This is a genomic window from Cytobacillus sp. FSL R7-0696 (assembly GCF_038006865.1).
Taxonomy (GTDB): domain Bacteria; phylum Bacillota; class Bacilli; order Bacillales; family Cytobacillaceae; genus Cytobacillus; species Cytobacillus kochii.
Window position 1 is genome coordinate 1,257,582 of the sequence record NZ_JBBOWA010000001.1, and the last position, 21,237, is coordinate 1,278,818.

Here is a 21,237-nt window from a genome sequence, read left to right on the forward strand (position 1 = left end):
TTTACCCATTCATTCCCTGCATAAACAGCGTTGTATTTTTATAATTTTCCATTAATTTTAATAGTTATAATCAAATATCCTTCTCTTAGTAATAATTAAATACGTTATGAATCGCAATACTCTACATAGAAAATAATTAAGAATTCTCATTTAAGTAGGATTCTTTTTCACTAAAAATCTCTTTTGTTTTATTTCTAAAACGAAAAAACTCATCCCCCCAAACAGTCAAGTTTGGGAAAGGATGAGTAATAAACTGAATTAGTGAATGTTCGTTTTCCTAAAGCTTCCACCTTTCACTTCTGCTACATCATAAACGGTGACAAATGCGCCGTCATCAATTTCAGAAATGATTTCTTTCATTTTGCTTTCTTCTAAACGGTTAATGACACAAGTGATTTCGATGAACTTTTCATGTGAATAACCGCCATAAGCTTCTTTATACGTAGCACTACGCCCAAGACGGTCGCGAATGGTTTCAACCATAGCCACTGGTTCAGTTGTAATGATTTTAAATGTTTTCGATCCACTTAACCCTTCCTCAACGATATGTATCACTTTACTTGCAATAAAATAAGCAATCGCAGATAAGAACGCCCCTTGGAGGCCGAACACAGTAGAAACAATTATAAAGACAAATAAATTTAAGAATAGAATTAAATCACTTGTTCCGAATGGGAGCTTTCGTGAAAGTAGCACAGCAAGCATGTCGATTCCATCAAGTGCCCCACCATTACGTAATGCTAACCCCATACCAAAACCAAGAATAATTCCACCTACAACTGTGACAAGGAGTGTATCACCTTGAATAATGACTGGTATGTGATGCATGAGGCTTGTACCTGCAGCTAATGAAGCAATACCAATAATTGAATAGATGGCAAATGTTTTACCAATTTGTTTATAACCTAACCAAACAAAAGGTATATTAAGAATTGCGATTAAAACACCTAATGGGACATCAAATAGTTGCGAACCTACAATGCTGATGCCCGTAACGCCTCCATCTGATACATTATTAGGAATCAAGACTGCCTCCAGTCCATAAGCAGCGATAAAACCACCTATAATAACAATCAGACATCTAATCACCATTCTTAGTATACTTTGTTTACTTTTCTTTTTACTTTTTGTTTCCATCATAATCTCCTCTTTACTTTTTCAAATTGATACATGGCTAGAATAAATTCCTTATCATCCCTTTCTAACGAAAATTTACCCCTAAAAAACAGTTACTTCTATTATAACTCAATTATTCTCATCCTTTGTAACAAGTTTCTGTCTGATTCTTAATAATATCCCATATTATGGGCAAACTTAGTTTGAAATAAAGGAGGAGACAAAATGTATAAAAAACAGGAGAAGAAGCTCATTTTATTAGCCTTTTCAATCGCTTTTATTCTGGGTTTATCCATCCTCGGACGCTTGTTCCACTAATGATAAAAGATAATAATGAAAGAAGGGTTTCTATTGGCTAGCGAACAAGGCGTTTTATATAGCCGTGCTTTGACAGAGTTAACATTAACTTTCCATATCATTTATGCAACCATTGGTGTAGGAATCCCACTAATGATTATGATTGCCCAATGGATCGGAATTAAAAAGCAAGATGACCATTACATATTACTTGCTCGTCGATGGGCAAGAGGATTCGTCATTACCGTAGCTGTTGGAGTTGTGACAGGAACGGCAATCGGCTTGCAGCTTTCTCTTCTTTGGCCACACTTTATGGAACTAGTAGGACATATTATTGCTCTGCCATTATTTATGGAAGTATTTGCTTTCTTCTTTGAGGCAATCTTTCTTGGCATTTATTTATATACATGGGATCGATTTGAAAATCAAAAAAAACACTTACTATTGTTAATCCCTGTTGCATTAGGTGCTTCATTTTCGGCTGTTTTTATTACTGTGGTCAATGCTTTCATGAATTCACCTCAAGGATTTGATATTGTGGATGGACAGATTGTTAATATTTCTCCATTGATAGCTATGTTTAGTCCAGCTATGCCGACAAAGGTAGCACATGTTTTAAGCACGGCCTATATGACTTCAGCTTTTATACTTGCTAGTATTGCTGCTTATCGCATGCTTAGAGGTTCAACACATCTCTATCATAAAAAAGCGCTTTATCTAACTTTAAAACTTGCACTCGTCTTCTCCATCTCCACCGCCCTGTTAGGTGACTTCGCTGGAAAATATTTAGCCGAATATCAACCAGAGAAGCTTGCTGCTGCCGAGTGGCATTTTGAAACAGAAGAAAATGCGCCTCTTATTCTCTATGGTGTATTAGATGATGAAGAGATTAAATATGCCATTCGGATACCTTACGCTTTAAGTATACTTGCCCACAGCAATCCATTTGCCGAAGTCATAGGTTTGGACCAGTTTGATGAAGATGTTACGCCACCTTTATATATTCATTATTTATTCGATATTATGGTGACTTTAGGTATGCTCCTTATTTTAATTGCTTTACTTTATATTATTGGGCTTATTAGAAACTGGTCATTTATCCATGCAAAATGGTTTTTATGGATTATGGTGCTTTCCGGTCCACTTTCAATGATCGCCATTGAGGTAGGGTGGTGGTTCACCGAAGTAGGTAGACAACCTTGGATTCTACATGGATTGATGCGGACAACTGAAGCGGCAACTAGTAATGAATATGTAGGCTGGATGCTTGTTCTGTTTGCCTGTTTATACCTCTTGCTCGGTGCAGGAAGTATTTACGTACTCACTAGTATGTTCAATAGAAACACGGTTGAACAAGAATTAGCTGATCGAAAAATAGAAAAAGGCGGTGACACTTTTGAGTCTTGAGATAATTGGTATTTTTGTACTTTGGCTGTTTTTGTTTGGTTACGTTATCGTTGCATCTATTGATTTTGGCGCAGGATTTTTTAATGCCTACAGCTTATATAGAGGCAATCAACATATTTTAAATAAAATCATTCAACGTTACTTATCCCCAGTATGGGAAGTCACCAATGTATTTCTCGTCTTTTTCTTTGTCGGTATCGTTGGGTTTTTTCCACAATCCGCTTATTATTATGGGACCACTCTGTTAGTGCCGATTAGCTTAGCCATTATTTTATTAGCCATTCGTGGATCTTATTATGCTTTTTCAACATACGGAAATCGTATGCCCAAGAGGTATACATACGTTTATGGATTATCTGGCTTATTTATCCCAGCTTCTCTTTCAATTGTTTTTACAATCTCAGAGGGCGGATTTATTTCAATCGAACAAAATGGACCTGTGCTTGATATAGCCTCCCTTTTCACAAGCCCACTCACATGGAGTATTGTTGTACTGAGTATAACGGCAGTTCTTTATATCTCAGCTGTTTTCTTAACATGGTATGCCCATTATGCCAAGGACGAAGAGGCAACTACTTTATTAAGGAAATATGCACTAATATGGGCTATCCCTTCACTCATTACAGCAATTGGGATTATCGTTGAATTAAAGTTCCACAACCCAGAGCATTTTGAACGACTTGTTGATTTATGGTGGATGTTTGCATTGTCTGTACTATTTTTCATCGGGACGTTTATCCTTATATATAAGAGAATGAACTATGGGCTCGCATTCACTTTATTATGTGGACAATATTACCTTGCCTTCTTTGCTTATGGCATTTCACATTATCCGTATTTACTGTATCCCCATTTATCAATATTTGATAGTTTCACAAATGAAGCAATGGCCATCGCTTTAATCATTGCCTTTATAGCTGGTTTAGGTTTGCTCCTACCATCGCTCTATCTTTTATTGCGGCTTTTCTTATTTAACAAGGAGTATGTACAAGGGCGAAATGATAGTCATGTATAAGAAGGGAGATCATTTAGATGAGTACATTTATTATTTTTTATGCGCCGTTTATTGTCATCTTACTATCCATTATCATCGGCTTTCGAGTTGCTTTATATGATCGATCAGCGGTTAACCGGAAAGATTAAACGTTTATAGACGTACAATGGAATTAAAAATAATCTATGTGTTTTAGGCTAATGCTTTCACTCTGCCTGCACTATACTTGGAATAATTTAAAGAGGAATAATTGTTAATTAGTATAATAGAGAAGAAAATGGAGTATGTACGAAATGAATATCACAACGTAAAAAGGGGGAAACGTTGATTACAAAGTTTCCCCAGCACAGACAAAAGGCAATCACTACCTTTCATTAACTTGGGTGCGCATTTTTATTTGCGCACCCAATTGACTTCATTTCTTCACTTGAGAATGGTGCTTCCTCCTCTTTGCAAAGAATATTATGAAGTCGCCTTCAAACCAATGACGCCGACAATGATAAACAACACGCTGATGATCCGTTTTTTACTTTTTGGTTCTCCAAAAAGGAACATACTAAGTAAAACAGCCCCTGCTGTACCAATCCCAATCCATACCGTATAAGCAATACTCACTTGTAAATATTGAAAGGAGGCATACAGTAGCGCAAAGGATATCCCAAATCCCCCCATATAAATGACAGCATTCCGAATGGTTTTTTGTTCACTATATTTTTTCAACCCAATAACACCAGTAATTTCACTTATTGCTGCTAAAATCACAAGAATCCAGCCCATCATGCTACTTGATCCTCCCTACTATGTTCTTCTATTTGATTATCAGCTAACTTCAAACCGATAACACCGACTAAAATGAATATAATAAATACTACTTTCGCTAACCCCATTTCTCCATTGAAGAGAAAGACATCCATTAAAGACGTCCCTACAGTACCTACTCCGGCAAAGATAGCATAAACGGTGCCAGTTGGTAGATTCTCACATGCTTTGGATAAACAGTAAAAATCTAATAAAATCACTGCAACTACAAGTAGCCAATGCCACCAAAGATACGCTGTATTAAAGCCAAAAACCCAAACAAGTTCAAATAAACACGTTAATATAACATAAAACCAAGATCGATTCATCTTTTTCACTCCAACTGACTGAATTTCAGTCATTTTTTATCAAAAACCCACCACTGGTGAGATTTATTTATACTACAAAAATCATATGCTAATTAGCAGAAGGTTGATAACCTAAACCGTATTTTAGAAAGGTTAGCACTTCTTCTTTTTGTTGCTTTGCTTTGTCTTCATCTGTGTGATCATACAAGTAAATTTGCTCCGCTGTAGATTCCACTAATCCAATCACAATCTTTGCTGTACTTTCTATGTTCAGATTGGAACGTACGACTCCTTCTTCTTTAGCCGTCTGCAAAAAATGACTAATCCATTCGTAAAATGGTTGGTACACAGCTTCCCATTGACGAATATGTTCGCTAGAAGCAAGGCCAGCATATACTAAGGCAAGCACTTCTCGATACTCACTCGTATATAAAAAGATACTATCAACCAATTGCTTTAATCGATCAATAAATATCGCCTCACTATTTACTTCATGATGTACTCTGGCAATTAATTTTTCTACCATTACTTCTGCAATAGCCGGCATAACAGAAAGTTTCGATGGGAAATACAAATAATAAGTCCCTTGAGCAATACCTGCTAGTTTCACAATATCGGCAATTTTTGTTTTTTCAATGCCCTTTTCTTGAAAAACTTCTATTGCGGCATGCACAATACGTTCTTTTTTGTCCATTTATCAAACTCCTTAAACATGACTGAATATCATTCATTTTAAAATGGATTTAATAAAATGTCAATGTCAACAAAGCTTCTACCCGAAGACAAAGGATATTCAACCACCTCCATTTGCCCTCGGATTTTTTAGTCTGCTTTATAAAGCATTGTTACAACTGTTCCATATCTTTCTTTACTTTTCACAAACATTTTCCCTTGATTTTCGTTCATTAATTTAAAACAAATCGTTAAGCCAATGCCATTTCCTTTTTCTTTACTTGTGAAATACGGTTCGCCAATCCTTGCTAATCTTTCTTTAGAAATTCCCTCTCCATTATCCATGACACGGATACGGATATACTCTTCATGCTCATCTAAAACAATTTTAACCTTACCACCTTCATGAATGGCTTCCAAGCTGTTTTTAATAATATTAATCATAACTTGCTTGAAGTGGGATTTATCCATATTTATATTAATCTTTTGCTTTAATTTGTTAGTAAGTTGAATTTTCTTCCCTTGTTCGGTCGCCATAGCATTGAAGAGGAGGTTAATATTATTCACTTCATCAACTGCATCAAATGGCTTAACAGAAGCCAGTTCATCAGATTTAGCCTCTGGCTTCCCGAGAATTAATAATTCTTTTAATACTTGATTAATCCGATCAATTTCTTCAATAAGAATTCTCTCGTAAGCCGAGTCGGGGTTTCTTTCTCTTAACAATTGTATGAAACCACGAATCGTAGTTAGTGGATTTCTTATTTCATGCGCTACACTCGCAGCCATTTCACCAATTACCTTCATTTTCTCTGATGAAAGAAGCAATTGCTCATTCTTCTTCTGCTCTGTTACATCATTACCAAAATAGATAGTGAACGATTGACCAGAATTTTGATATAGTTGCTTCATGCCCCACTGAATATAATAATTTTTTCCTTTATAATCTGTATAGCGGTAAGGTTGTTCAAACCCGTATGCAACCATTGGCAAAAAGTGAATAAGTGTAGAAGTTTTTTTACCTAATAAAGTACGTTCTTTCTCATCAAATAATTGACAAAAGGAGCGATTCACCTTCACAATTCGCTGATCACTACCTGTAACAAGCAGATAATTAGGATTAATATCCATAATTTCTTCTAATAGTTCACTCTGTTTAATTAACTCAATATTAATATTACGGATTCTTTGCGATTGCATTTGAAAAAAACCTAGAAATAAGATTAAGGCTGCAATGATTGAGTTAAAACTAGAAAAATAAAGCGGAGCAAAAGAAAAACCACTTATAACACCATTAATAAAAATAATCATTGCTGCTATTACTAATTGTAAGTAAAAGCTTCGATAATAAACACCTTTTAAATGTAAGGTGACGATAAACAAGAAAAACCAATTAATAAAAACAAGTAAAACATTAATGATAAACGTAAAATTCAATGGACCGTAGATAGGAATCCAATGGGAAGGTGAAACGTTCACCGTTTCAACAAATCTGTAAGACTCGACTCCAAGTGAAGTAAAGTTTATCAAATACGTAATGATACTAATGATCGTAAATAACCACATTCCCGGTTTATTAAACAATATCCCAAATCGATGTAAAAGAGGGTTTTCTTTTACTAAATAGTATGAGAAATAATAAATCGTTGGCATTATAAAAATCGGACCCATACGTAAAATACGGAACAACAAATCAATTGTTTGTAAAGAAAGCATCTGGTCAGCATAAAGAAAGGCAATATCCATTTGCCAAAATGACAACATTAAGAGGAAAATGGACAAAGCTTTTGTTAAGGAGGTTTTAGAATAGAATAATATTGATACAGAAATAAACAAGGGGATGAAAGAAACAGTTAATAATAAAACAAACTCCATCTTATGTCATCCTTTCCTTAGAGAAAAGGGCAGCATGATTGTTTCCACCATAGCCTTGTGAAGTAACAAGTACTTGTTCCACTGGGCCATGAATCACTTCATCAACGATCAGAAGCTGCTCGTACTTACCGACATCTACTCTGATGGTTGGCGGAATGAACTGTTCCTGTATACTAATTAAACCGGCCATTACTTGAAACATGCCCGATGCTCCCATCGCGTGACCAACATTTCCTTTAATAGAAGTAATGGGCACACCCTTATCTACAAAAAACTCACCATAAACCATTGCCTCAATATCATCGTTTGCTTGGGACCCTAAAGCCTGACTATTAATATAAGTCGGCATCCCCTTCTTAATTGTTCTTTCTACAGCCTTAACCATTGCCCGACCTCCTGGATCGGCAATGTAAGATGAGTAAGCAGATTGGAACATGCTAGATTCCGTTAAATACCCTATTATCTCTTTTTTTCGTTTAACCGCTACTTCCTCTGACTCCAATACTAATACCCCTGCACCTTCAGACATAGCAAAACCCTCACCTGCTGAAAAGGGACCCATGAATGTCTCTCCCGTTTGCAAGATTCTCAGTGGCAGAAATCCCGCCAATACCAAATCATTAATGGTAGAGTCTACCCCACCGACAATACACACATCTACCTCATTTGCTTGCAGAAGAATTTTAGCCATATGAATGGCGTCTAAACTTGAAGTACAACTATTTGCTAAAGAAAAGGCCGGTCCTTCAATTTGCAATGAAGTACTTAAACAATTCGCCAAAGTATGGCCATTCATATTCCCTATAGCATAGGGACTCATCCTTTTTCCTTTGTTTAACTTAGTTGAATGGTTAAAAACCTCCGTTATTACGCCACCAGAAGAGCCAACAATGATAGCAGCTGCATAATCTCTCGGTTGAATCTGTGCCATTTCTATTGCCCGATCTGTTGCATGAAGGAGCATTTGCGCTGACTTCGGTAATTTACTCGCTTTTAAATAAGAGTGGCTAATATCATTCTCATTTACTCTTCCAGTAAAAATGTGCACACCGTTAAATTCTTCTCTATTTAATATTGTCTTTTTATCTTTTAATATATTTGAAAAATCTTTGATTGATGTAATGTTAGGGCCAATCAATCCCATTCCAGTGACGACAACTCCCATAAATGCAACCCCTTTTGCATATATACACCTTTATCTTACTATTAATCTAGAAAATAAGATACGTTTCATTCATGACTAAACCCTTTCACACAACACGAATAGTACTATAGTAACATAAGAACACTAAGCGTATTCAGGTCTTTTTCACTAACAAAAAGATTTAAGCTATTTCTCCTTTAATAATAGTGTGTATTGTTAAGATTCCCAAGTAGAGGAAGCTCCACATCATTCGGATTCTTCTCCACATAAAAAGGTACCAACCTTTCCAGGCAAGTACCTCTCCTTCTTTCATTTCATTATATCCAATCAATTTTCCGTTGTAGCCGCAGTTTGTTCCCTAGCCTCGCCATTCCAATCTTTAGTTACATCCACCCATTGTTTTGCCCCTGCATATTGATATAATTCTTCACAAGTTAGTTCAATTGCTGAGTTTTTGCTACCACATGCTGGATATACCATTTCAAAACGCTGTAGGGAAGTATCGAGAAAGATATTCATTTCTTTTGTTAATCCAAATGGACAGACCCCACCAACCACATGCCCTGTATAATCAAGTACTTCTTCAGCAGAGAGCATTCTCGCTTTTATGCCAAATGTATGGCGGAATTTTTTATTATCTATTCTGGCATCACCTGCAGCAACAACTAGTAGGGCTTTTTCTCCCTCACCTCGAAAAGAGAGTGTTTTGGCAATTTTAGCTGGAATAACACCAATTGCTTCGGCAGCTTGATCAACAGTTGCACTTGTCGTATCAAACTCCAATATATCTTTATCTCGACCATATTTCCCCAAGTGAGCTTTAACACTTTCAAGTGACATAATTCTTTCGCGGCCTCCTGTCAATATAATGTAAAAGGATAACATTCTTTAACAAGTAAAAGCAAATGTATTTGTTAAAAATTCAAAAAACATACAAATCATAAAATCAAGTTAGTTTAAATAAAGTTGTAACCATCCTTTCTCCTCTCCGCTTATCATAGATTTAACCCCATTCTTTCTTACTCTGACAACATTTTTTCAATAGGACTTTTTTTCATTCCCCTGTTTAAATGTGATACAGTAAAGCTATACATAAAATGATGGAGGAATACTTATGACATCAACTACTTACACGGGCTATGTTGGTACCTATACAAAAAAGGGTAGCCAAGGAATTTACTCATTCCAGTTAGAGGATGATCAAATTAAAAATATAGAACTTGCTGCTAAACTTGAAAACCCAACTTATTTAACAATCAGCTCGAGTCAATCACATTTATACGCTGTGATGAAAGAAGGAAATTTTGGCGGTGTCGCCGCTTATGAGTTAGACAGCAGACAGAACGGACTCACTTTATTAAACAAACATCTTTCTCCAGGTGCCTCACCTTGTCATGTAAGTCTAGATCAAAAGAGTCAATACTTATTAAGTGCGAATTACCATAAAGGAACGGTTGACTATTATTCACTACTACAAAATGGCGAAATTAAAAACCTGCTAACTTCAAAAGAGATTCATGGTTCAGGACCACATGAGCGCCAAGAAAAACCACATACCCATTTCGCTGGACTCACACCTGATGAGAAGTATGTTGTTGCTGTCGATTTAGGGGCAGATGAAATCATTCTATTTCGTAGAGATGGGGATAAACTCACCAAACATTTTACTTTAGCAACACAGCCAGGCTCTGGACCAAGACACATCACCTTTCACCCCAATGGGAAATGGGCCTACTGCATGACTGAACTAAGCTCAGAAATTATTGCACTTCAATATGACGCTGAGAAAGGAGAATTGAAGGAAACTTCTTATTATAAGACGATACCTGAGGATTTTTTAGAAAACAATCAAGGTAGCGCCATCCATCTTTCTCAAGACGGCAAATTTTTATACGCTGGCAATAGAGGTCATAATTCAATTGCGATATTTGCAGTCGCCGAAGACCGATTGCATTTAACCTTTGTTGCTCATACATCGACATATGGAGATTGGCCACGTGACTTTGTACTAGACCCAACTGAAGAATACTTAATCGCAGCCAATGAACGGTCAAATAATTTAACTTTATTTAAACGAGAGGCTGAATCAGGGTCACTTCAACTATTGCAACAAAATGTTCCTGTACCTGAACCAGTTTGTGTGAAGTTTTTACCTCAACAACCATAAGTGCAAAAATAAATTTAATTTCATAACTAATAATAAAAAAGGGATGTTCTGCTCATGAATAGCCCTTTTTTGTATCCCCTCTATTGATAGGCGATGACTTTATTAACGTTCTATCACTAATAGGACATGCATAAACTAAAATAGGAGACTATTTAAGGAGGAGAAATGATGAATAAAGTTGTTTATCTAGTTGGAGTAGCCATCATTATTTGCTTTGTTTCATTAGCCGAATCCCCTAATTCAATCCTCCACCATGAGAACGAAAGAGAAAGTAAATATCCCTATATTCCAGTAATTAATGAGAATAATGACAGCGAAGAAGTAAGTCAAACCGTTGATGAAACTGACCTTGAAGGTTTAGCTCCTACTTTAGAGCTTCAACTAGTGGACACAGTTTACAAAGATGATGTCATTGTTGAAAAATATCAACAATTCGAGGTTTATAGAAATGACGAGCAGGAAGTCATTAAAGCTATTCCATTGGATGAATATGAATATTTATCGTATCAACAATAGTTAGTCAATCAAAACATGGACATGAAGTTCTATATTCTCTGGCAAATTATAAGTAAGAATATACCCTTTTGTATACCCTGATATAAAACTATGACCATCCAATATTGTCGGGGAGGTAATATCTACTTCCATTCCCTTCCCTTCGATGGCTGATACTGAACCGCCAGCAATCATATTCCCTAGTTCCCCACTAAAAGATGTTAACATTTCACCTTCTAAGTCCATCCCGAACATAGATTTCCCCAAGAATGAAAAAAGTGAACGATCACCACCAATGAACAATTTACCAGCTATGTCCCCTGAGAAACCGATGAATACCCCATATCGAACAAGGAATGATCCTTCTAGCTCAGTCCTACCCACTAATTCATGATTTATGGGAATTAGCTGTCCAATTGAAGTCTGGACACCTTTTAATAAAAGGTTCATTTTTTCTTTATCCTGTAAGACCTTTTCCATTGCCGGTCACCCCACATCAAAATAGTTGATAGTATTATAGTATATTATACCCGGTTCTTTTGCTATATTTTTCATTAAAAATATACATGATGAAACCGAAAATGAATGAGCAAAAATAACTATTTTAAAATTAAGACATGAATGGTTTTATAAAACGCTAACTTCTCTTATTCCCTTTTCAACAAACATTAAAACACATAACTTTGACAATTTCTATCCATTTAAGTATGATAATATTATTAAATGCGAAAGGGTGACTCTAAGTCAATGAAGTAAGAATCCTATTTATCGAAAACAAACAATTGAAGGTAATGAGTAAAGGAACGCTTTATTTTGCTATGCTTTCAAACGATGTTTTCAGAATAGGATTGCACTTCATAAGGTTACCCGTGGGATTTCTCCCAACTTTTTTAGTGTACCTTTATGCCTCCTATTCTGAAGAAATAGGAGGCATTTTTTTTCGAGAATTTGTCTCCCAAAACGAGAGGAGATGATTAATATGCTATTATTAGAAGCCACTGATTTGAAAATCACTATAGGTGACCGGCTATTAGCTACTGCTGAAAGACTAACTGTACAACAAAACGACCGTATTGGTTTAGTTGGCCGGAACGGGACAGGAAAGACGACAATTTTAGATACACTTGTAGGAAAAACAGCTGCCGAAGAGGGACAAATCATCCGCAATGGCACGATGGAGTTATTACCGCAGTTAAAACATGATGATCAATACAAAAGTGGTGGAGAAACAACGCAACAATATATTAAAGATGCACTAGCTAAAAACCCGGAAATATTACTTGCAGATGAACCAACGACCCATCTGGACACCTCCCATATTGAATGGTTAGAAAAGATTCTTAAGCATTGGCAAGGTGCTCTCATTCTAGTCTCGCATGACAGAACTTTTCTAGATCGTGTGTGTACAAAAATTTGGGAAATTGATGAGGAGAAAGTAAAGATATATTCTGGTAATTACTCGCAATATAAACGGCAGAAAGAATTAGCATTAGCAGAGAAACAGCAAGCTTACGAACAGTATGAACAGAAAAAAGCACAATTAGAAAATGCCCTCACCTTGAAGGCTAAGAAGGCAGAGAGAGCAACGAAAAAGCCAAAAAATTTAAGTTCTTCCGAAGCACGGATTACAGGATCAAAGCCTTACTTTGCTAAAAAACAAAAAAAGCTCCAACAAACGGCTAAATCAATTGAAACAAGATTGGAAAAGCTTGAAAAGGTAGAAAAAATAAAGGACCTCCCGTCTTTACAAATGACCTTACCTAATGAAAAAAATACGAAGAACCGAATGATTATTAGAGCGGAAAACCTTAAAGGAAAAATAGCTGATCACGTGCTTTTTGAACCCGCCTCCTTTCAAATTCGAGGAGGAGAAAAATGGGCGATTATTGGCCCCAATGGCTCTGGAAAGACAACGTTGATTAAAAAAATTTTACAGAGGGAAGAATTGACTGTCTCCCCATCTTTAAAAATTGGCTACTTTAGTCAAAACTTAGATATTCTGCAAAAGGATAAAACGATTATTGAAAATGTTAAAGAAACTTCTATTCAGGAAGAAACGGTTATTCGTACAATCCTAGCCAGACTACGCTTTTTTCGAGAAGATGTATATAAAAAAGTCTCACTTCTTAGCGGCGGAGAACGAGTGAAAGTCGCATTAGCCAAAATACTTGTGAGTGAAGTGAATACATTAGTGCTAGATGAGCCGACAAATTTTCTCGATATTGAAGCTGTAGAAGCATTAGAAGAACTATTAATGCAATATAAGGGAACTATTCTCTTCGTCTCTCATGATCGCCGTCTTACTAATAAGGTAGCAAACAGGCTACTGATTATTAAAAATAAACAAATTGAAGTATTCAGAGGCAATCACGAAGCTTACGAATCATATGAGCCGGAGGTGAAGAGGAACAATCATGAGGAAGAACGTTTACTCATCGAAACAAAAATAACAGAAGTCCTTTCACGATTAAGTATCGAGCCAACAGAGGAGCTAGAAAAAGAATTCCAGCAATTACTACAACAGAAAAAGAAATGGCAATAAGTTATACAGAGGGACCCTACTTGCATGGCATTCGAGTCCCCTTCTTTTTCTTCATATAAAGCCTCATCATTTTACTATTGCCACTTTTAATCAGCTATAAAATCCTGTAAAATCCAATTAAGGTATATTTAACTATATACAATTACGACATTCGTCCTCTTCCTCTACAATCATTTATCCTTTTTTTAAACGAAAATCTTATAGTCAATGTAAACCATACTAATCTACTCTGAGGTGTCGACATGAAGCTATTGCAGATGAATCAACTTGAAAAAACAATCGGAAATACAATTATCTTCCCTAAATTCGATTTAACTTTATATCGAAATGAAATTGTCGCACTCCAATGCAATAACGAAGTTGGCAAACATCTCATCATGATGATGATTGGAAAGAACAATATTTCAAATGGAAAAGTATTATTTGAAGATACAGAGTTAAATAAGCATTTTAAAAGCTTATCTAATAGAATTGGGCTATCTCTACTAGACGACGCTCTCTACGACCGGCTAACTCCCCGAGAATTTTTAACTTTTTATAAGAACCTGCATGACGTCAATATAGAAATAGATGCTTTAATACAAAAAATAAATTTAATAGACAAAGTAAATACAAAGATTAGCAAACTTACATTTTCTGAAAAGAAAAGGCTGCACTTAGGAAGGGCAATCCTCCACCAACCAGATTTACTTATATTAGAAGAACCCGACCAAAACATCGATATAGAAAGTAAAATCACACTACAGAAAGTATTAGAAGACCATAAACAACAAGGAAGAGTCGCCCTTATTATTACTAACAATTACGAAAGTGCACTATCAATGACGGATACAGTGTATCGTTTAAATGAGCACGGACTTAAAAAAATCGAGGTTATGGATGAAGAGAGTAGTCAACAGGATATCGAAGATGAAGAAGCACAGCCGCAACAAGATATGTTGCCTAGCGAAGAAGTCGGCCCAGCTCCTTCAGAAAAGATTCAAAACATGAACAATCCATTGCGTCTTGAAAAAATCCCTGCAAAAGTGGATGACAAAATCATCCTTTTTGATCCGACTGAAATTGTATACGTTGAGAGTAATGATGGCATTTCCCATTTACATGTAAATGGTGAAAGTTTCCCTTGTGCTCTTACGCTAAATACATTATTTGAGAGACTGCATCCTTTTGGATTCTTTCGCTGTCATCGTTCATATATTGTTAATTTGCAGAAGGTGAGAGAAGTCATTACTTGGACAAGAAATAGTTATAGCCTTATTCTCGATGATGCGAAAAAGAGTTCAATCCCATTATCAAAAGGAAAATTAAATGAGTTGAAAGAGATTATGGGCATATAGGTTGTTTCATCTTGACTCTAACAATAAAGGACACCCTATTTTCACCTACTTTCCTTGCTCCATTCACCGCTTAATTGCTCCCATTCATCTAAATATAGACGCTTTTCACCTTGATATTACTGTATTTATCCCTTTTCACAGCTAATATGGAGACAAGAAATGCAAAACGTGAAAAGGGGCCAATTAAATGGAAAATGTCATTGAAGTAAGAGACCTTGAAAAGTCTTTTCAAAACCAACTAGCTTTAAAGAAAGTAAGTTTTCAAGTAAAAAAAGGGGAAACAATTGGTTTCTTAGGACCGAGTGGTTCAGGTAAAACAACAACAATCAAAATCCTAACCGCTCAACTTCATGCAACAGCCGGAGAAGTGAAAGTATTCGGAGAACCAATTGCGAAACTAAAAGATCCCATTTATATGAAGAGAATTGGTATATTAACTGATAATAGTGGCTTATACGAAAGGCTTAGTATATACGATAATCTCGCATTATATTGTGATTTATATGAAGTAGATAAAAAAAGAATCAATGAAGTGCTCACAACGGTAAATTTAATAGAAGAAAGTAAGAAAATCGTGCAAAAACTGTCAAAAGGGATGAAGCAACGAGTGACATTAGCTAGAGCCATGCTTCATAAACCGGATTTACTCTTTTTAGATGAGCCTACTTCCGCCTTGGATCCTGTAAACACAATGCATATCCACCAAGGACTTAAAAAGCTAAACGAAGAAGGAACAACAATATTTTTAACTACTCATGATATGCAAGAAGCTGAGACAATTTGTGATCGAGTGGCATTCTTACATAATGGTGAAATCAGCTTAATTGATACACCAGAGAATATTAAAACACAACAAAGTACTTCATCCATCTCTCTATTATTGCGAAACAATCGTAAAGTGGTTGTGCAAAAAGACGAAGCGGGTGCAAAAGAAATATATAACTATATAAAAGACGGAGAAATCTTAACCATACATTCAGATGAGCCGACACTTGGTGATGTATTTGTAAAATTAACGGGGAGGAAATTATCATGATCTTTTCATTTAAACGCGTCAACGCCATATTTATTAAAGATTGGAAAGATTTGCAAAGAAATTCATATATTCTTTTTACATTAGCCATTCCACTAGTTTTTGCAGCGATGTTAGGTCGCATGAATGCAGCAACAGACGTCCTTTCTACTTATCCAATTAATCTCGCACTAATTATTGCGGGTGCTTTTATCCAAGCTGCGATGGTTGCAGAAGAAAAAGAGAAAAATACGTTGAGGGGCTTGTTATTATCACCTGCCAGTACACTAGAAATATTGATTGGAAAAAGCGCATTGTCTGGACTAATGACCATTCTTGTTATTATCGGATCAATTATTTTCTCAGGGTACACAGTCCCATCCCTTCCACTATTTTCTCTTAGCACTTTACTAGGCTTAGTCTTTTACCTTGCAACAGGAACGATTCTTGGACTGCTTTCACGGACAGTAATGGAGACAAGTATTATCGGTATGCCTGTATTAATTATATTCGGCATGAGTTCCATGTTTAAACCAATGGTTGAAAATGCAACCTTGATCAATATAATTGAGTTGTTGCCTAATGAACAATTAAATCAGATTTGGTTTGGTTTAAGTGACGGTAAGGGGGCAGCTGATATCCTCATGAATTTGTTCATTTTATTCTTGTGGGTAGCCGTTTCATTCATGCTCACCATCGTAATTTATAAGAAACGTAGATTTGATTAAGGTATCGAGGTCGGGATATGATTCCCTCTCCCCGACCTCACCAATCATATACAACAAGATTGGGCCATTTCCTTGTCTTATACTCATATATCTCCTTCGTGACCATTACTTTATTCGGTACAATCCTCATGCTAAACAGGTCATCTAAATGATAAGGCGCATATACAGTCATCTTTTCATTTTTCTCCATTTTCACCCCTACGGCAGTAGCTGTTGTTGGCCAGCTCGCGATCGCCTCATTGACGCTTGTATAAGCAGGAATCGCAAAACCAAATTTTTCTTCATACCAGAAATGGACATTCGCTTGATTCTTTATGTCTAATTGATATGGAAACGACTTGAGCATACTACTTAAAATTTGCTGAAACTCCCTTTCGCTCAATTGGTTTCCCTTGTCATAGTAAACAAGGTCAATATCTGATATACCATAATCGATTGCATTGCCAGATAAATGATTCCACACGGTATTTGCCACACATCCCGCAGCTACATAATAATCAAAGGGTAAGTCCAAATCCGATAAACAACTTAATAAATGCATGATTTCCTCATTTTCTTCTAACATTTCCTTTAACTGTTGTTCATAAATAATCATCGTAGTATCTACCACCTTTATTGATTAAAAAGCAACTAACATCATATCTTATATAAGAGTACATTTACATTATTTGGTTTCACGCTTGATTATCATTTTTAGGAAGAAGTCAAAATTCTCTTTTATTTTTCTTAGTTTAAGAACACTAGTATAATGACCTAAACAGTTTAAGCCTTCTTACTTATTGTTGGGAAGAAACAATAACATGACATAAATGAACCAACTACTTAATGGTACAATAAAGTTTAAAAAATCAAAATTGAACGGAAACACTTTTGGAGGAGGATCTTTAATGGAAAAGATGAAGAAACGAATTGAAGTAGCTTCAGGTAAATCACCTGCAGACCTTGTCATCAAAAATGCGCAAATTGTTGATGTGTTTTCAAGTGAAATTATTTCTGGAGACGTAGCCATCACAGATGGATATATTGTTGGAATTGGTGACTATAAAGGACTAGAAACAGTTGACGCTCATAACCGTTTTTTAGCTCCTTCTTTTATTGATGGACATGTACATATTGAATCTTCCATGGTAACCCCTGTCGAGTTTTCAAAAATCCTCCTGCAGCATGGGGTTACTGCTGTCATTTGTGATCCTCATGAGATTGCTAATGTCGTTGGTGAAAAAGGGATCGAGTTTATGCTTCACGCATCTGATGATATTCCATTTGATGCTTATTTCATGCTACCCTCTTGTGTACCTGCCACACCTTTTGAAAATGCCGGTGCTACATTAACAGCAAACGACTTATCTCCTTTTTATGAATATGAGAGGGTGATTGGTTTAGCCGAAGTCATGAATTATCCCGGTGTGATGAAAGGCGATCACGACTTATTGAGTAAAATTCACGAAGCGCATGAAAGAGGAAAAAAAGTTGATGGCCATGCGGCGGGGCTAAAAGGAAAACAACTAGATGTGTACATGACAGCTGGTATCCGAACTGATCATGAAGCAACTAATGCAAAAGAAGCAAAAGAACGATTGCAAAAAGGGATGTACGTCATGATTCGCGAAGGTACAGCAGCAAAAGAATTATGTCGAATCCTACCAATTGTTAATGAGAAAAATGCACGTAGATTTCTATTTGTTACAGATGACCGCCATCTTGATGATATTATTAGCGAAGGCAGTATCGACTATATGATTCGGAAAGCGATTAAGAAAGGGATTGATCCGATTACAGCGATTCAAATGGGGTCTCTCAATACAGCTGAGTGCTTTGGGCTTAAGGATCAAGGTGCCATTGCTCCAGGATATAAAGCTGACTTTGTTTTATTAGACGATCTTGAGCAAATTGAGATTCAATCTGTGTATAAAAATGGGCAATGTGTTTTTAGTGAAGGAGAATTAACTGATTTCCCTAAAGAATTAGAGCAAAAGGAATGTTCCCATCTCACTAATACCGTCCACCTTCCTGTCATTAATGAACAATCGTTTCACTTAGACATTGTCGGAGAAAAAGCACATATTATTGAAGTGATTCCGAACAGCATAGTAACCGACCATGTTATTGAAACCGTTCAGAAAGACGAACGCGATCGTTTCATCGCTTCTATCGAGAAAGATCATTTGAAAATTGCTGTCATGGAGCGTCATCATCATACTGGCAACATTGGACTCGGTGTCTTAAAAGGGCTCGGACTACAATCGGGCGCCATCGCAACAACGGTAGCCCATGATTCTCATAATTTAATTCTTGCGGGTACAACTGATAAGGATATGGCTGTCGCTGCCAATGCAATCCGCGACATGCAAGGTGGACTTGTCGTTGTCGATAAAGGAAAGGTGCTTGCTCAATTAAACCTGCCAATCGCCGGTCTCATGTCACATGAACCATATGAGAAAGTGAATAAGAGGCTAGTGGAAATCAATCAGGCATTGGATAAAATCGGAGCTAACCATACATTTAATCCATTCTTAACATTAAGCTTCCTTGCGCTACCTGTTATTCCATCACTAAAACTAACAGACCTCGGGCTCTTTGATGTCAATACCTTTAGCCATATCTCTGTATCTGTAGAGAAATAACCTAATAAATGAGAATGACCCGAACTCGTTTCGGGTTATTTTTATATTCTTTATGTTTCTTTCTTGAGAACTCCTTCATGTATTTTATCCAATTTTAATCATTTGCCAATCCTTCCCCTTCTTGTGTTCTTATTACTATCTCTGCCAAACCGGCAAGATGTTGTATATTACTGTAAACAGCTTACCTATCTTAGAGAGTCCTCCATTAGTTTTAAATAAAGCAACAGCAAGGTACTTCCCCACCTTTGTCCCTAGCTGTTTCAACTTCACTTTCATATGAACTCTTAACGAGTACATGTCCCTATTTCACTCAAAACATCAGCTTGTTGTTTAAGAATGCCATAACATACGAGGTCTATATATTTTCCATCTTTTCTTACATGTTGTTTCAACAAGCCTTCTTTCTTCATACCGGTCTTTTCAATTACCCTCATTGAAGCTGGGTTCGAGTCGAATGAGCGTGCAAACACTTTATTGTAATTTTTTGCGCTAAAGGCAAATTCAATTAATGCTTTAGCAGCCTCTGTAGCATAGCCATTCCCCCAATATTCCTCACCAATCCAATAAGCAAGCTCCCCATGATTGAACGTTTGATGATGCGAGAGCGCAATTGCACCGTATAACTTGCCAGTGATTTTATCAGTTATTGCCAACTCAAACCGCTTATTATGATTGAAATCACTAAGATGATTTTCCATCCAAATAAGAGCATGTTCAGTTAAATAAGGATAGGGAAGATTTAAAGTACTTTTATAAAGATTATAATTGTTACATAGTTTAACAACTTCTGGTACATCGACCTCATTAAACAAGCGCAGCATTAATTGGTTCGTTTCGATTTTATTTTCGTTATGATGATATATCACTAGGTACCCCTCTTTTACAATAAATTTTGATACTACTCTCATTCAATTTTTTTGTCTATTCTCCTTCTCGTCACTAGAAAAACGCATGTAAGGATCTCTATATGTAAGTTATTCGATACCAATATGGATAAAATAAAAAGACCTCATCCATTCTACAAGATTTGGTCCTTACAAAATTCAGGATTTATTTTTTTCATAATAGCTGCACATACTTCCGATAAATCAGAAACATGCTCATCCCCCATTGTTGTCAATACAGGGCGAGGCTGTTTCCATATTGTATATATCCCTACTCCACCCGCACCGACTATATCATTTTTGAGATGGTCACCTACATATATTGTCTCATCTGGAGATACGTCAAGTCTTGAAAGAGTATGTTCAAAGATATAAGGGTGGGGTTTCTTTACACCAACCTCTTCTGAAATAACAATTTCATCAAACAATGCTTCTATCTGCAATGACTTAATTACTTCTCGCTGAAATTTACTGTACCCGTTCGAAATGATCGCCATCCTTATGCCCTTTTTTTTCAAACTATTAAGCAATGTGATTGCCTGAGGATAAAGTTCGGCATGTAAAGGAAAATGAGATAAATAATCCTGCAGTAATTCTTGCCAACAAAAGTTTATTAAAGAAAACTCTTCTACCATCTGTTGATACACTTTATCTTTCCATACATAGCCGCCTTGATCTAACTTAATGAACCTTTCTGCATATACTTTCTTATCTAAATGTGGAAAGAGTCTCTCTCGCTGATTCTCAATAAATGACAAAATAGAAGCCTCTCGATTATGAAGGGTTCCGTCTAAATCAAACATCACTGCTCTTATCATTACTTGATTACACCTCCAA

General features: G+C 36.3%; 21 protein-coding genes. 10 read left to right on the top strand and 11 right to left on the bottom strand.

Going from position 1 to position 21,237, the window contains the following annotated elements:
• Positions 1 to 258: 258 nt before the first annotated feature.
• A complete protein-coding gene (locus tag MKX29_RS06610) occupies positions 259 to 1,137 on the bottom strand; it encodes a YitT family protein (protein WP_095370887.1) in 879 nt (292 codons plus the stop codon).
• A gap of 330 nt (positions 1,138 to 1,467) precedes the next feature.
• Between MKX29_RS06610 and MKX29_RS06615 the strand changes: the two genes are divergently transcribed.
• From MKX29_RS06615 to cydS, 3 genes are read left to right on the top strand one after another with little or no spacing between them, the layout of a single operon-like run.
• Positions 1,468 to 2,820, top strand: coding sequence for a cytochrome ubiquinol oxidase subunit I (locus MKX29_RS06615; protein ID WP_341104696.1), 1,353 nt, complete (start codon positions 1,468 to 1,470; stop codon positions 2,818 to 2,820).
• Positions 2,810 to 3,835 carry a cytochrome d ubiquinol oxidase subunit II gene (locus tag MKX29_RS06620; RefSeq protein ID WP_251162965.1) on the top strand — a complete coding sequence of 342 codons (1,026 nt, stop codon included), beginning with the start codon at positions 2,810 to 2,812 and terminating at the stop codon, positions 3,833 to 3,835. The genes MKX29_RS06615 and MKX29_RS06620 overlap by 11 nt, the downstream gene beginning before the upstream one ends.
• Before the next feature lie 17 nt (positions 3,836 to 3,852).
• On the top strand, positions 3,853 to 3,963 hold the full coding sequence (gene cydS / locus MKX29_RS24470) for a cytochrome bd oxidase small subunit CydS (RefSeq protein ID WP_373370948.1): 111 nt from the start codon (positions 3,853 to 3,855) through the stop codon (positions 3,961 to 3,963).
• Positions 3,964 to 4,276: 313 nt separating this feature from the next.
• Here cydS and MKX29_RS06625 read toward each other — a convergent pair whose 3' ends face one another.
• The 6 genes from MKX29_RS06625 to MKX29_RS06650 form a co-directional block, all read right to left on the bottom strand.
• Positions 4,277 to 4,591: a DMT family transporter gene (locus tag MKX29_RS06625; RefSeq protein WP_341108216.1), complete on the bottom strand. Its 315-nt coding sequence runs from the start codon at positions 4,589 to 4,591 to the stop codon at positions 4,277 to 4,279.
• Positions 4,591 to 4,941 carry a DMT family transporter gene (locus tag MKX29_RS06630; RefSeq protein WP_341104698.1) on the bottom strand — a complete coding sequence of 117 codons (351 nt, stop codon included), beginning with the start codon at positions 4,939 to 4,941 and terminating at the stop codon, positions 4,591 to 4,593. The genes MKX29_RS06625 and MKX29_RS06630 overlap by 1 nt, the downstream gene beginning before the upstream one ends.
• Positions 4,942 to 5,029: 88 nt before the next feature.
• Positions 5,030 to 5,614 carry a TetR family transcriptional regulator gene (locus MKX29_RS06635; protein ID WP_341104699.1) on the bottom strand — a complete coding sequence of 195 codons (585 nt, stop codon included), beginning with the start codon at positions 5,612 to 5,614 and terminating at the stop codon, positions 5,030 to 5,032.
• Between the two features lie 128 nt (positions 5,615 to 5,742).
• Complete coding sequence (locus MKX29_RS06640; RefSeq protein ID WP_341104700.1) at positions 5,743 to 7,467, bottom strand: ATP-binding protein; 1,725 nt, start codon at positions 7,465 to 7,467, stop codon at positions 5,743 to 5,745.
• Position 7,468: 1 nt separating this feature from the next.
• Positions 7,469 to 8,632: a beta-ketoacyl synthase N-terminal-like domain-containing protein gene (locus MKX29_RS06645; protein WP_341104702.1), complete on the bottom strand. Its 1,164-nt coding sequence runs from the start codon at positions 8,630 to 8,632 to the stop codon at positions 7,469 to 7,471.
• 306 nt (positions 8,633 to 8,938) lie between these two features.
• Complete coding sequence (locus tag MKX29_RS06650) at positions 8,939 to 9,451, bottom strand: YbaK/EbsC family protein (RefSeq protein ID WP_341104704.1); 513 nt, start codon at positions 9,449 to 9,451, stop codon at positions 8,939 to 8,941.
• A 274-nt stretch (positions 9,452 to 9,725) separates the two neighbouring features.
• Between MKX29_RS06650 and MKX29_RS06655 the strand changes: the two genes are divergently transcribed.
• Together MKX29_RS06655 and MKX29_RS06660 are read left to right on the top strand one after the other, a co-directional pair.
• Positions 9,726 to 10,778: a lactonase family protein gene (locus MKX29_RS06655; RefSeq protein ID WP_341104706.1), complete on the top strand. Its 1,053-nt coding sequence runs from the start codon at positions 9,726 to 9,728 to the stop codon at positions 10,776 to 10,778.
• A gap of 168 nt (positions 10,779 to 10,946) precedes the next feature.
• The gene (locus MKX29_RS06660; protein ID WP_224938190.1) at positions 10,947 to 11,294 is read left to right on the top strand and encodes a hypothetical protein; all 348 of its coding nucleotides are present in this window, start codon (positions 10,947 to 10,949) and stop codon (positions 11,292 to 11,294) included.
• On the opposite strand, the gene MKX29_RS06665 is transcribed toward MKX29_RS06660, so the two are convergent.
• Entirely contained in the window at positions 11,295 to 11,753 is a 459-nt protein-coding gene (locus tag MKX29_RS06665; protein WP_251162971.1) for a chemotaxis protein CheX, read from the bottom strand.
• Positions 11,754 to 12,252: 499 nt separating this feature from the next.
• Between MKX29_RS06665 and MKX29_RS06670 the strand changes: the two genes are divergently transcribed.
• The 4 genes from MKX29_RS06670 to MKX29_RS06685 all read left to right on the top strand — a co-directional run bounded on the left by MKX29_RS06670 (position 12,253) and on the right by MKX29_RS06685 (position 16,892).
• The gene (locus MKX29_RS06670) at positions 12,253 to 13,815 is read left to right on the top strand and encodes a Vga family ABC-F type ribosomal protection protein (RefSeq protein ID WP_341104710.1); all 1,563 of its coding nucleotides are present in this window, start codon (positions 12,253 to 12,255) and stop codon (positions 13,813 to 13,815) included.
• 242 nt (positions 13,816 to 14,057) lie between these two features.
• Positions 14,058 to 15,152: a LytTR family transcriptional regulator DNA-binding domain-containing protein gene (locus MKX29_RS06675; protein ID WP_251162973.1), complete on the top strand. Its 1,095-nt coding sequence runs from the start codon at positions 14,058 to 14,060 to the stop codon at positions 15,150 to 15,152.
• A 187-nt stretch (positions 15,153 to 15,339) separates the two neighbouring features.
• Complete coding sequence (locus MKX29_RS06680; protein ID WP_289432711.1) at positions 15,340 to 16,188, top strand: ABC transporter ATP-binding protein; 849 nt, start codon at positions 15,340 to 15,342, stop codon at positions 16,186 to 16,188.
• A complete protein-coding gene (locus MKX29_RS06685; RefSeq protein WP_341104712.1) occupies positions 16,185 to 16,892 on the top strand; it encodes an ABC transporter permease in 708 nt (235 codons plus the stop codon). The genes MKX29_RS06680 and MKX29_RS06685 overlap by 4 nt, the downstream gene beginning before the upstream one ends.
• A 37-nt stretch (positions 16,893 to 16,929) precedes the next feature.
• On the opposite strand, the gene MKX29_RS06690 is transcribed toward MKX29_RS06685, so the two are convergent.
• Positions 16,930 to 17,487, bottom strand: coding sequence for a nucleotidyltransferase family protein (locus tag MKX29_RS06690; protein WP_341104715.1), 558 nt, complete (start codon positions 17,485 to 17,487; stop codon positions 16,930 to 16,932).
• A gap of 259 nt (positions 17,488 to 17,746) precedes the next feature.
• On the opposite strand from MKX29_RS06690, the gene ade reads away from it, so the two are divergent.
• Complete coding sequence (gene ade, locus MKX29_RS06695) at positions 17,747 to 19,516, top strand: adenine deaminase (RefSeq protein WP_445662704.1); 1,770 nt, start codon at positions 17,747 to 17,749, stop codon at positions 19,514 to 19,516.
• A 284-nt stretch (positions 19,517 to 19,800) separates the two neighbouring features.
• Here the strand turns inward: ade and MKX29_RS06700 are convergent, their stop codons facing one another.
• Positions 19,801 to 20,382 (bottom strand): GNAT family N-acetyltransferase, encoded by a 582-nt coding sequence (locus MKX29_RS06700; protein WP_445662693.1) that lies wholly within the window; start codon positions 20,380 to 20,382, stop codon positions 19,801 to 19,803.
• A gap of 152 nt (positions 20,383 to 20,534) precedes the next feature.
• Positions 20,535 to 21,218 (bottom strand): HAD family hydrolase, encoded by a 684-nt coding sequence (locus MKX29_RS06705; RefSeq protein WP_341104719.1) that lies wholly within the window; start codon positions 21,216 to 21,218, stop codon positions 20,535 to 20,537.
• Positions 21,219 to 21,237: the final 19 nt, after the last annotated feature.

Coding starts and splice junctions, on each gene's coding strand:
- MKX29_RS06610 (WP_095370887.1), bottom strand. CDS start 1,137: ATGGAAACAAAAAGTAAAAAGAAAAGTAAACAAAGTATACTAAGAATG.
- cydS (WP_373370948.1), top strand. CDS start 3,853: ATGAGTACATTTATTATTTTTTATGCGCCGTTTATTGTCATCTTACTA.
- MKX29_RS06625 (WP_341108216.1), bottom strand. CDS start 4,591: ATGGGCTGGATTCTTGTGATTTTAGCAGCAATAAGTGAAATTACTGGT.
- MKX29_RS06630 (WP_341104698.1), bottom strand. CDS start 4,941: ATGAATCGATCTTGGTTTTATGTTATATTAACGTGTTTATTTGAACTT.
- MKX29_RS06635 (WP_341104699.1), bottom strand. CDS start 5,614: ATGGACAAAAAAGAACGTATTGTGCATGCCGCAATAGAAGTTTTTCAA.
- MKX29_RS06640 (WP_341104700.1), bottom strand. CDS start 7,467: ATGGAGTTTGTTTTATTATTAACTGTTTCTTTCATCCCCTTGTTTATT.
- MKX29_RS06645 (WP_341104702.1), bottom strand. CDS start 8,632: ATGGGAGTTGTCGTCACTGGAATGGGATTGATTGGCCCTAACATTACA.
- MKX29_RS06650 (WP_341104704.1), bottom strand. CDS start 9,451: ATGTCACTTGAAAGTGTTAAAGCTCACTTGGGGAAATATGGTCGAGAT.
- MKX29_RS06655 (WP_341104706.1), top strand. CDS start 9,726: ATGACATCAACTACTTACACGGGCTATGTTGGTACCTATACAAAAAAG.
- MKX29_RS06660 (WP_224938190.1), top strand. CDS start 10,947: ATGAATAAAGTTGTTTATCTAGTTGGAGTAGCCATCATTATTTGCTTT.
- MKX29_RS06665 (WP_251162971.1), bottom strand. CDS start 11,753: ATGGAAAAGGTCTTACAGGATAAAGAAAAAATGAACCTTTTATTAAAA.
- MKX29_RS06670 (WP_341104710.1), top strand. CDS start 12,253: ATGCTATTATTAGAAGCCACTGATTTGAAAATCACTATAGGTGACCGG.
- MKX29_RS06675 (WP_251162973.1), top strand. CDS start 14,058: ATGAAGCTATTGCAGATGAATCAACTTGAAAAAACAATCGGAAATACA.
- MKX29_RS06680 (WP_289432711.1), top strand. CDS start 15,340: ATGGAAAATGTCATTGAAGTAAGAGACCTTGAAAAGTCTTTTCAAAAC.
- MKX29_RS06685 (WP_341104712.1), top strand. CDS start 16,185: ATGATCTTTTCATTTAAACGCGTCAACGCCATATTTATTAAAGATTGG.
- MKX29_RS06690 (WP_341104715.1), bottom strand. CDS start 17,487: ATGATTATTTATGAACAACAGTTAAAGGAAATGTTAGAAGAAAATGAG.
- MKX29_RS06705 (WP_341104719.1), bottom strand. CDS start 21,218: ATGATAAGAGCAGTGATGTTTGATTTAGACGGAACCCTTCATAATCGA.